Annotated in this window: 7 protein-coding genes; 2 read left to right on the top strand and 5 right to left on the bottom strand. The window is 39.7% G+C overall.

The annotated features are described in order from the left end of the window. A partial coding sequence (locus tag AC1WHX_RS06570) for a hypothetical protein (RefSeq protein ID WP_481229029.1) occupies positions 1 to 183 on the bottom strand: 183 nt, incomplete at its 3' end. A 254-nt stretch (positions 184 to 437) separates the two neighbouring features. Here AC1WHX_RS06570 and AC1WHX_RS06565 point away from each other — a divergent pair. Together AC1WHX_RS06565 and AC1WHX_RS06560 are read left to right on the top strand one after the other, a co-directional pair. Continuing rightward, positions 438 to 944, top strand: a complete 507-nt coding sequence (locus tag AC1WHX_RS06565) for an FHA domain-containing protein (RefSeq protein ID WP_278585776.1) — start codon at positions 438 to 440, stop codon at positions 942 to 944. A gap of 11 nt (positions 945 to 955) precedes the next feature. Continuing rightward, positions 956 to 2,149, top strand: coding sequence for a putative sugar nucleotidyl transferase (locus AC1WHX_RS06560; RefSeq protein WP_122338118.1), 1,194 nt, complete (start codon positions 956 to 958; stop codon positions 2,147 to 2,149). Positions 2,150 to 2,207: 58 nt separating this feature from the next. Here the strand turns inward: AC1WHX_RS06560 and AC1WHX_RS06555 are convergent, their stop codons facing one another. The 4 genes from AC1WHX_RS06555 to ruvA form a co-directional block, all read right to left on the bottom strand. Next, entirely contained in the window at positions 2,208 to 2,909 is a 702-nt protein-coding gene (locus AC1WHX_RS06555) for an SGNH/GDSL hydrolase family protein (RefSeq protein WP_122338133.1), read from the bottom strand. Between the two features lie 10 nt (positions 2,910 to 2,919). Continuing rightward, positions 2,920 to 3,816 carry a Ppx/GppA phosphatase family protein gene (locus AC1WHX_RS06550; protein ID WP_303116080.1) on the bottom strand — a complete coding sequence of 299 codons (897 nt, stop codon included), beginning with the start codon at positions 3,814 to 3,816 and terminating at the stop codon, positions 2,920 to 2,922. A gap of 222 nt (positions 3,817 to 4,038) precedes the next feature. Then, positions 4,039 to 11,505, bottom strand: coding sequence for a T9SS outer membrane translocon Sov/SprA (sov, locus tag AC1WHX_RS06545; RefSeq protein WP_122338119.1), 7,467 nt, complete (start codon positions 11,503 to 11,505; stop codon positions 4,039 to 4,041). Between the two features lie 39 nt (positions 11,506 to 11,544). Then, on the bottom strand, positions 11,545 to 12,126 hold the full coding sequence (ruvA, locus tag AC1WHX_RS06540; protein ID WP_122338120.1) for a Holliday junction branch migration protein RuvA: 582 nt from the start codon (positions 12,124 to 12,126) through the stop codon (positions 11,545 to 11,547). Between the last annotated feature and the right edge of the window lie 138 nt (positions 12,127 to 12,264).

Raw genomic sequence — 12,264 nt, 5'->3', positions numbered from 1 at the left:
GTCCAGATTCATTTGGGATAATAAATCTTGCACTCTTTTTTCGATCGGTTGCTTAGGATTTTCGAATACATCCATTTTTCCGTTTTTGTTGAAATCGATCCAACCGTCATGATAAATAGAACCTTTGTTCCCTTTGGCAAAAGCCATTTGCCCTGCCAGAAAAACGCTTCCGGCGATTAGCATACATTTTTTCAGCATAGTGTTTTTGTCGCGTGTTTTCATAAAATTCGATTATGCGCAAGTTATTTTTCTACAAAGAAAAGTACATTCTCTTAATTTTTTTATAATATCGGGTTAACGGGAATCTTAAAAACAGATTAATTCTTTTTTTATACCGATGATTCCGTTTTTCGAGGTTTTATTCTCTGAATTTAGCTGTTCTGTACCTTGTATCTCTAAGAGATAACTTTTACCTTTGTCAGATAAATGCAGCGAAAATGAAAAAAGTTTTATGTCCCAAATGCGATAATGATATAACGTTTAATGAAGATCGTTATGAAAAAAATGTCTCTTTGTTTTTTGTTTGTCCTTATTGCGGGAAACAATTCAATGTGTCGGTTGCCGATTTGATTGATAATCAAGAGATTTCTGATTGCGGTTTTGTTGTCGTATTGGAAAATTCATACGGATACCGTCAAGAACTTCCTCTTTTTATGGGAGATAATATAATCGGACGTCGCTCTAAAGGAACGGAAATTCATGTACCGATAGAGACTACGGATGTTACCCTTGCACGTCAGCATTGTGTTATTAATGTAAAGAAAAATAAGGCTGGGGGTTTTATATATACATTGCGCGATTTTCCGAGTGTATCCGGAACATATTTACGGCACGAGCGTCTGGGGAAAAAAGACCGTGTGGTTTTGGAAAACGGGGCTATAATAACGGTGGGCTCAACGACATTTATCGTGCATTTTGCAGGAGTACAGGATAATGAAGATTAAAAACAGCATATATGCAGAACATTATTCTTTTTGATACGACGGGAATTCATCAGGAGTTTCTGCCATTGACATTTACAAGGCCGGTTTCGGACATACGTATCGGTATCTTTACGATACGGGAAAAATGGGAATCTCGGTTGCCGGGAATTTATTCTTATGATACGGCTGATTATTTGACAGTGAAATATCCGATGAATATTGCTTCTAATAGCTTTTTCATTGCCGGGAATGTATGTCCGGATGAGAAACTGGTCGCAGCCATTTCTTCTTTGTCGGAGTGTGAGTCTCTTTTTTACGGAGATGAGCTGATTGCTTTTTACGGTTCGTTGGATGCTTTCCGTAAGAAAGATTTCGGTGTAAAGCATACTTTGAATGAAGAACCTTTTATGATTCGGAAATTGTATGATATATTTCTGAAGAACGGAGAGGCTTTAGAAGCAGATTATCGATATATCGTCTCTTCCGGAAAATCCGAACCGTTATCCGCATCGAACAGGGTAATCGGTGATCCTTGTTTTCCAGACGGTACACCTAAAATATTTATAGAGCCGGGTGCGGTTGTCGAATGTTCGGCATTGAACGTGACAAAAGGTCCGGTTTATATCGGGAAAGATGCCGAAATCATGGAAGGAGTATGTATTCGTGCTCCTTTTGCGGCTTGTGAGCATGTGGTCGTGAATATGGGAACAAAAATTTATGGAGCGACGACATTAGGTCCTTATTGTAAAGTAGGGGGCGAGTTGAATAATGTGGTGATGCTTGCCTATTCAAATAAAGGACATGATGGATTTCTCGGAAATTCGGTTATCGGAGAGTGGTGCAACTTGGGAGCAGGAACTAATGCATCGAATTTAAAAAATGATTATAGCGAGATAAAACTATGGAATTATCCTACTGGACGTTTTTTGCGTACCGGCTTGCAATTTTGCGGGTTGATGATGGGTGATCATTCTAAGGCAGGAATAAATAGCATGTTCAATACCGCTACGGTTGTTGGAGTGGGAGTGAACATACACGGTTCGGGTTTTCCTCGGAATTTTGTAGCTTCTTTTAGCGAGGGCGGTGCTGCCGGTTTTTCTGATGTTCAGTTATCTAAGTTTTATTCGATTGCCGAACGGATGATGGCACGGCGAGGAAAAATACTTACCGATGTCGATAAGGATATTTTGGAAGCGATTTATAATCAGACCGAAAGTTTGAGGTAAAGATCGAAACAGCGGGGAGATTTTTTTCACTAAATTTCCCCGCTGTTCTGGTCTTTGATTATTTTACGATTTTTTTGATTTCTTCTTTTACCAGTTTCTCCATGATTTTGTAACCGTCTCCGTTCGGATGTACGCCGTCTTTGCTCAACTTTTCAGGAAGGCCGTTCTTTTCATCTTTCATAGCGGAGAAATAATCTACATATCCGTATTTGTTTGCTTTGGCATAAGCTTCTATTTCTTTGTTTAAGGCTATAATTTTTTGAGGGGCATCTTTGATGTCGAGCCGCCATTTTATTTGTGATGCGGGAAGTACCGATGTAAGAATCACCTTGATTCCGTTTGCTTCGGCAATGGAAGCCATAGCTTTGATATTGTTGAGGGTGAAATCGGGATGATAAGCGCCAGTATTTTCAGCGACGTCGTTTGTTCCGGCGTTAATGACTACTGCTTTCGGCTTGAGGGCGACAACATCCCCGTAAAAGCGCATAAGCATTTGCGGACTTGTTTGTCCGCTGATTCCACGACCGATATAATTGTTTTCGGTGAAAAATTCCGGGTGTGTGCCGACCCAACCTTCGGTTATGGAGTTGCCCATAAATACCACACGTTTTTCTTTTTTTGTGGTAGCCGGAAGTTCTTGATTTGCTTTTTCATATTTCCGGATGTTTGCTTTTTCGTATAAATCTTGAGATTTAACAGAGGAGATGAACGGGAACGAAAATAAGACAGTCCCACAGACGATTAAGATTAACTTTTTCATTTTCATATTATTAATTATGTGTATTTAGATAATCAGAACAGAGTGAATAGGTAATTCCGTCAGCAATACCTATGGTAGGTACCCATATAGATTTACAGTTGAGGTGTCGTGTTATTTGTATGAATAATTCTGCGGCGGGTACGATAACGTCTGCTCTATCAGGTTTCAGATCGTACTGCTTCATTCGTTCTTTTATGGGGAGTGCCTGAAGCATGTTCGATACTTGATACAAGGATTCGAGCGATAACGGTTCTCCTTTTGTCGTACCCGACAGTTTATATATTTTATTGATATTTCCGCCAGATCCTATGATAGAAATATCTGGATATTCCAATGCTAATGATTTCAAGTCGGAGTATAGCTTGAGAAGCTCTTCTTTTTTGACTTTGTTATTGAGAATACGTACGGTTCCTATATTATAGGAACGAGAATCCTTAAGTTTGCAATCTTGGATCAGGCTCGTTTCGGTACTTCCTCCTCCGATATCTACATATAAATAGTCTCCCGGACGGTTTAATATATCGACGATGTGGCTGTCATATACGATTCTCGCTTCTTCTTTTCCGTCTATAATATCGATTTTTATACCGGTTTGTTCGGATATGTAACGGACAACTTCTGATCCGTTCGAAGCATCTCGCATGGCGGAAGTTGCACAAGCTCTGTAACTGATGACTCTATATACTTGCATCATTTGTTTGAATGCGGCAATGAGCCGTAACAGTCGTTCAGTTTTGTCGTTCGATATTCTGCCTAATGTGAAAGTGTCTTGCCCTAATCGCAAGGGAACTCTGACAATAAAAGTCTTTTTTAGTTGATTTGCCGTCTCCCCTTTGTATATTCCCTTTATGAGCAGGCGCACGGCATTTGATCCTATATCGATTGCTGCAAAATTTATTTGCTCCATAGATTTTTTTCGTTTTCTTTTGCGAATATAATGAGAAAAATTTTGTTTTTATCCCGGATGATTCTGAAAATCGTTTTAGTACTTGTTTTAGTTTTTACTCAGTCTCTTTCAGAGAGGGGAATCGTACCGATATATTGTTAACAATGTTATAGTCCGGAAAAAAACACAAAGATGACCTGATCGTATTTTTATTGTAAAATTTAGAAAAGAATTTAATAGCTCTTACCGGGCAAGATCAAGGCGGATCGATACACCGAAACTGCTGTCTGAGATGGGATATGAAGTCGATGATACCAACGGAGTATTGATTTGGTGATCATAGAAAGCCCGTAGTGTAATGAGTTTGCTTAAAGCATAATCGGCAGAGAAATTGAGCATCATTACTTTTGTACCGGAAGTAGCCTGAGTGAAATTCTGTTCAATACGGCGTATTAAGGATTGATCTCTTTTGAAAGAGAAGTTTGCTCGTAATTTCAGATCATTGTTAAATGTCCCTTGTTTACCGCCTTTTCCTCTCCAAATGGCGTTGAAATCGGTAATTGTATAGCCTGCACCGACAGTAACGCCTTGACTTGTATATTCGACAATTTGTCCTGCTGAAGAATTCAGGCTTAATGTACGGGAATTTTGATACTCTACTTTAGCTGTGATACTGTTTTTAAAAGTCATATCTAATCCGAGTAAAGGTGCAAAACTTTCATTAATGCTTACAGAAGAGATATCGTATGGAGAGGACGGTATCGGATTCCCTGTGAGTTCGTCTTTCGCAAAACCGAAATCTTTTTCTTCAGCTTCAGCCCAGTTCAGGAAAGAGGAAAAAGACCCCACGGTATAAGTACATCGGTAGGCATGACTCAGGACGATACTTTTGAAGTATTTCTTTAATGCCTTTATCTTAGATAGACCATCATAGGTTATTTTCCAGTTAGGTAATAAACTTCTGATCGACGGAAAAGCCGTTAATCCGATTTTTCCCGCATCTTTGCCACTGTAAGCGGCGATAAATGCAGGTATCATGACATCGGGAGAATTACGGTTAACCCCTCCGTTTTCTGAATTATATCGTTGCCCGACTAATCCTTTTTCACTGATAAATCCTGCTGAAGGATATGTCATTTGACTATACTTGGCTTCTAATCGTTGAGCAATAATCTCACGATTTTGCAAAAAGTTCTCAAAAGCTTTGGAATAATATCCGTTCGATGCCTTTGCACTTTTCAGAGATGAGGCAATCGCAACGTGAGTCATTGTGAAACTTCCTCCCCGTATGGTGGGCATTCCGTCATACATAAATTGTATTTGGTTGTTGTTGCTCACGGTGCGGTTGGCATTTAACGTGATTTTGAATCCTTTAAACGGTTCTAAGGTGGCATCTATGCTGAATTCTTCTGTACGATTCATAATAGCAGGGCTTACTAATGAGTCGTTGACAATAAGCCAACCTCGGTCCTTGATTTTTTCGATATAGCTTTCGTCTGTCAATCCGAAAGCGAAATCAAGTCCCGGAGCTAAGGTACTGGTTGCTGTGGATTGTCCGAACATGTCCCCGACATTAGGCAAGAAAGATGGAATATACATTGAGTTACTGTTTTTGTAATGGACGTTCACATTTCTTACCATCATGGCAAACCGTGTTGTGTATTCTGCTGCTTTATACCAGAAAGAATCTTCAGGACGTTTGCCGGGCAGTACGGTTAGTGTTATTTGGGCCGTATCTCTGTTTTCAATAAGAATTGTGTTTTTATCCACAACTTTATATTTGACGGAATAATATATTCCGTCTTTGGTTTTTGCGGAAACTTTTACTTTTTTATTGTCCAAATTGTGTTTCACCGTAGTTGTCGTGTCGCTTTTTAACGAGATATTGCGCTGGAATCTCTTTTTCTGGGTACTGCTACGGGAAGATGACCGAGAGGTATTGGCGAATTTCCGATTTACTTTTTTCAGAAAATCCGATTTATTGTAGAGAGTTTCCAGATTGAAACGACCGTCGATTCCGAATTGACCTTGATTATTCAGATTATTACCCATTGTCGTTTCACTATCAATATAAACCCCTCTGTCCCAAGAATATGTCGAGTTGTATTTCGCCGATAGGGTCATCCAATTCAGCATGGGAATTTTAGATAACGGAACGTCGAAAGAGGCGTTGAATGTTTGGTTATAATTCCAGGGTGTTCCTAAGTGCCATATACTTTGCATGACCGTGTCTTTCCATGCTTTATATTCATCGGGGAAAAGCTTTTTATTTACTACACCCGAGGGTTCGTCGATACGGGCATTTGTCATGGTAGCTAAAGACATGTTTAAGGATTTCAACAGATTCCATTGAATAGAGAACTGCCGATCCCATAAAAAGTTCTTGCTTACCGAAATAGGAAGTTGCGTGCTTGTGCCGTCTTCTCCTAACTCTCGCAATTGTTGCTCGTAGTAGTAACGAGACATATTAGTATAGAACGAAATATTATTCGGTACATAGTTAATACTCATGTCTTTGATAACCTTCAAATGTTTTGATCTGCTTTTTAGTGATTTAAAGGGTTGAAGGGGTTTCACATACGGTGTATAACTGTAACTGAAATTTCCTCTTCTGTCCAGTGTATTTTCGAATAGAATTGTCGGGTCTTGCTTATTTTGGATGTTTGACGAGTAGCTAAAAGTAAAGTTTGCCGGATCATAAGGCATCGGATTTTTACTTTGTATGTCGAATCTCAATCCGGAAATACTGAAACTCTTAACTGTCGATATATCGATAGATGCATTTTTGATCGAATCTCTTTCAGCGTCAGAACCGGCAGCGTCTAAAGCATCTGAAAGTAAAATATCCTGATCGAGCGGGTTGTATTTCGGCAACGTCCGCTCTTCAGATAATGAGTAAAATATCGGTGCTTTGAGTTTCAATTTTTCAGGTAAAAAACGACCGACATCTACCATTGTAGCTATATTGTATTGATAATAATCGTCAAGTCGACGTTCATTCAGGCTTTGATCTATCCCTCCGAAGCCGCAAGTTTCGATGTGTCCCCCGAAATTTACGGTGGCTATATCGGATATCGCCAGATTTACATTAGCTCGGGCAGCCCAACCTCCGCTCTCATTAAAACCGGATAGTCTGAGTTCGTTAACCCATACCACAATATCTTTATTCGTCCCCGCATTATTCCGGACACCGATCATAATTGTCGATATGTCGGACAGGCTCGGATTTCCGATTACCGAGACTTTATTTCTCGGATGATCAGGATCATATATCGAATAAACGTCTTGATAGCTCGAACCTTCATCCCCTCTTCGTTTTGCCGCATTCCGTTTTAATTTCAATTCTGTTACCAGAGATAAGGGAACGTTGATCATGTTTTGTGTAGGCCAAACGGTCTCTTGGTCTTGTGAATTGTATGTGTTATAAGTTCCCGGAGGAGTAAGTGCCAAAGGCACTTCATATTCGTAATAATTGTTTCGGTAATCAGACCCGAAACGAATGAATACAGAAGTTTCTCCGTTCCTTAAGTCTGTGTTATCATCAATTAGTTTTTCGGCATGAGTAAACATTTGCAAATATTTGTAATTACGCATGTCAAGACTCGTATTTTTATATACGGCACGAGCATTTTTAGGAGGTAAATCTCTTATTTTTAAAGATAAAGATTGCTCGTTTAATTGAGTGATCTGGGATTGGTCGGGAGAAATTATCCGGCTGACTCCAGGAGGCAGTACATAGTTTACAGGAGTTTGTCCTGCATTTTCTTCTATATTAACAACTGATACATCCAATTCCCCTTCTGCCGGCAGTGATGTGTTGGGTGATTCTCCGGTTTGTAGACGAAGAGAGTAACTTCTCCAGTCTCCCCGTACAAGTTCGAGTGAAGCAAAACGCAGGTGTGTTTCTTTTTCGAATCCGGTCATGAACATCCGTGCAAAACGGATTGTCTTGAAATCTTGTATAGAACCGTATTTTTTTCGTGGAATATGGGTTTCATCGTCGCTGTCGTCTTTCAAAGGTATTTTAAATTGATACCATGTAACTTCTGATTCCTGACCATTTCTCAGACGAACGACAGTCGTGCGTTTATCAGTGATGTAATTTCTTCCTACTTGAAGATTCTGAGGAGATATTTTTATACCGTATTCATAGTATCTTTCGTATTCGTTCAACGTGTTGTCTTGATTGATATCTTCGACGTCCGGAACGCTTTTGGAGGATTGGTAGTACTTGTCTGCTGCATCATCCGGAGAACTTGAGTTCCCTTCTACTCCGTTATAATGTTTATATCGGCTGAGAATATCGAGCTGCATGTCATCGTAGTCTACACCTCTGTAAAAATGATAATTATCTCCTGCAGGGTCGTTCAAAGGAGAAAAAGGATCTTCCAACATTTTGGCTTGAGCTTCTGCCGTCGTATTTTGTTTCAATTTCTCTAAAAAGTCGGAATAGGTGGAAAAAGTAAATTCTTCATTGTTTGTAAGCCCGTCGAGTCCTACGTCTTGTTTTTCACGGGCACCGTCTGCGTTCTCGAAAGCATAGGTCATAGATTGGCGTTTCGAAACTTTTCCCCATACGGTGGTTGTCAGATTCGATTCATCTCCATCGACAGGAAGACCGTTTTCGAACGATTTCATGCCATCTTTCAGTATATCTTCCGATATTTCTCCAAAATTGAAATACAGGTATCCGACCTGACTTTCATTCCCCGGATTGTCCGGATCGAGGAACGGGTCCATCATCCAAAATTGTAAATATTCGATGTTTGCAGCTTCAAAGTCGGTATTATCCATTTTTCTCATAATCCCTCCCCAGCGTTGTTCCGGGAATTTGAGAGAACCGTCATTGTTTATTTTATCCGCATCTACATTGTACGGTCCTCTTTCTGTCGGATAATACGATAGGTTCAGAACTTGTAGGACAGAAGATTCGCCGTAACCGAGTTCTTTGTTCGGGAATACCTCGCTGACATCGATTTCCCGTACATAATGATTGGATAATTGATCTAAATCGTTTTTAATATGGGCAGGAGTTAACGAGGAATTTTTTTGAGTAAACATCCGGTCTATATAATACCAAGATATTAAAGCCCGATTCTTTCCGTAATCAGCATTGTTGGAATATTTTGATTCGGGAAACATAGACGGAGTCGAGGCGAGTGACCATGAATATGGTGTCCTCAGATCATAACCCGATTGAGAAGACTCGAAGTCATCGATATAGGAGAGCGAGTTGTTTTTCCCTTTTCCCGGTATTAACTGTGCAAATTCTGCATTCAGCGATAATCGGGACGGGGCTGTAGCATTCACAGTCGGTATTTTGTTGATCAGAGATGTTAGCCATTGGAATTCTGTATTGTAAGAAGTATTTAATCCCCATAGAGTATTATTCAGCACTTCATCTCCGATGTTCACTTTCTCGGTCAGAGACTTTTCTCCCAAGTGCATAATTGTAGCTCCGACATTAAAATCTTTAGAGAAAGCATAGTTAAGATCTAATCCGACCATTGTTTTTCGTTGCATGTTGAATAATGACTGGTCTTCAAGACTGACGCTGATCGGAGTTCCGGAGTCGATATAACTTTGATTTAAAATAGTTACGGTTCCCATTGTGTAATCGACCGAATAATCTACATTCTCGGTCAGGGTCATACCTCCGGCCGTGACTCGTACCGATCCTCGGGGCACGTGCGTGGCGTTAAGTTGTATTTCTGCTCCTGATGATGCTTTATATTCACCTTTGATTACGAACTTGTTCTTATCGGCATACTGTCTGGCTGCTGTTAATGTAGTGTCGTACAGTTCTTGATAGACATATTGGTCAACATTCGGTATGTTTCCGATTTTCTTTTTTAAGTGTGAGCCAAAAGGTTCTACTACCGGGAAAAATACTCGACCTTTGGATGCAAGGATCGTGTACCCTTCTACAAAGTCGAAAAATCCGTCGGGATTTGTCTCTTGGTTGTTATCTAATCGGTCAAGGTTCATAACCTTCAATAAGGTTTCGTTCTTGATGTTTCCGATAGGCATATATGTCAATTGTGTCCCGGCCGTGTCGCTTTTATAGTAAATATTTAACCGGAACTTTTCTTTTTGTATCTGAGTAGCGTTAAGGGAATATACATTTTTCATCATCAACTTCCATGCCGGAACGCTTGTCGAGATTGTTGTCCCTTTTAATAGCTTTACATACAGGCTCTTGTCTGTATCTGTAATATTCCCTGAAAATTCTCCTACCTGATATGTCTGCCCGTTTTTCGTATATTCGAATGCTACTGCCAGTACTTCATCCGGATTGAGCTGACTATTTAAAGAAATATATCCGAGTTGACTGTTCAGTGTATATTCCGAACTGGTGAGCAGTCGGGCGCTTTCGACTTTGACATATTCTTGTCCGCCATTGAATCCTTGAGCTTCAAGAGGCTCTAATACCTGAGTCACCTGGTTAATGTTTCTGGCATCGGGATAGTTGGTTTGAATGTATTCATATAAACTATTTGCATTGTTTGCCGGACATGTATAGCTTCCGTTTGTATGCCATAGATCCGGATTTGCTAAATTATTTCTGTTTTGTTCTCCAAGGTCCATAAACCCGATGATGTTACGCGCCTGGTCATAATTTCCTCTTTTATTGGTCACCCATACTTCTATACGGTTAATAGTCACTCCCGAAGATATATAAGGGAGTTTTGACATAGAATTATCATAATTGTCTCTAAAATAGTGGGCTAAAAAATAGTGACGATTTTCATCATACTGGTCGGCGCTGAAAGAAAATTCCGTAGTTTGAGCTCCGCCTTTTGAGTTGACAGTTTTAGACTCTGATTCTTGTTGGGAGACTAAGGCTGTAACAGTCAGTTTACCGAATTGCATTTTAGTTTTTATCCCGAATAAAGCTGATCCTCCACGTATTAAGGAAGATCCTGTGGTCATACTAACATTACCGGCTTCGATACTTTTGATGATTTCGTCTTCTTTCCCTTCATAATTCAAATTCAGTTTTTGGGAATCGAAATCGAATGTTGCTCCGGTATTATAGTTCATGTTAAAGTTGAGCTTGTCTCCTACTTTTGCTGTAATATCCGCTTGGATTTGTTCCTCGAAATCGAAGTAGGTCTTTTTCCTTGCACTCAATGCCAATGCCGGGTTATCGATTTTATTTGTCTTTATACTCATGGTCAGTTCTGCCGACCCTTGAGTTTTAATTTGCACACCACCCGGACCGAAAACTTTTTCTAACGGACCGAGATTGAATTTCATATCGAGAATATCGAAAGGGTCTTTTCCCTTACCTGCATTTTCTTTGTTTTTTTCCCGATAGTAGGCTTCTATGGATTTTCGTAAGGAATAATCTTTGTATTCTTCAGGGGTTAACATGAAAGGTGTAGACACCTCCATATCTCCGACTTTTGTACGCACAACGTAACATTGAGTTACCGGATCATATTCGAACACTGAGCGTACGTTCTCAGGAGTTTTTAGATCTGCCGGGCTGTTTTTATAAAGATCTTCATAAGTCTCTATCGATGTTTTAGCTACCGGGAAACGGCTTTTTTTTGTAGTATCTTCAGGTGCGGAAATGGATGAGGCAGATGCTTCCGGAAGGTTTAGTGAGGAAAAGGTACGGTTATAAGCTGCAAAGGCAGAGTAGATTCCTATTCCGCTGATACATAGAAAAATATATAAAAGATAATAGAGCCTTTTATTCATTGATCCGTGAATCCTTTTCCCTTCTCCCGTATGTGTGTTTTACAGCATTTTAAGTGCAGCTTTGATAATAGCTTCTACTTTTAATGTGGGAGATTCGTTCAATAATTTTTGTACGACCTTCATTGAAGCGGTTTGCGGGAATCCTAACATGACCAAAGCGGCCACAGCCTCATCCTGTACCTCTTGATTTTGGGGCATACTTATATTTAACGTATTGTCCCCCGGTTTTATTTTATCTTTAAGGTCAACAATTATGCGTTGGGCGGTTTTTGCACCGATCCCTTTAACGCTTTTCAATATGTTTACGTTTTCAGAAACGATAACTTGCTCCAGTTCAGGAGCAGAGAGAGAAGAAAGAATCATTCGTGCGGTATTCGGTCCGACACCGGAAACGGAAATTAACAACAAAAACAACTCTCTTTCGCGACGGCTGATAAATCCGAAAAGTACGTGAGCATCTTCGCGTATAGATTCATATACAAATAGCTTGGTTGCAGTATTCTGGGATAGTGCACTGTAAGTCGTTAAAGATATATTGAGGAAATAGCCTATTCCATTACATTCTATTACTACCGATGCCGGAGTTAATTCGGAAATTTTACCTGTGATATATTCTATCATTCTGCTGTTATTTTTCTTGCCTTCAAAGGTAAGAATTATCTATTAATCGTGAAAGAACTGTAAAAAGAAACGCTTTTATATTTTGAATAATCTGTCTTGGTTATTAATAGGAAAATTCAGACAGGCTTTTTATTGTAT

This window comes from Coprobacter sp. (assembly GCF_982436375.1).
The sequence above is the reverse complement of the archived record's forward strand: the minus strand, read 5'-3'. Positions and strand labels throughout refer to the sequence as shown.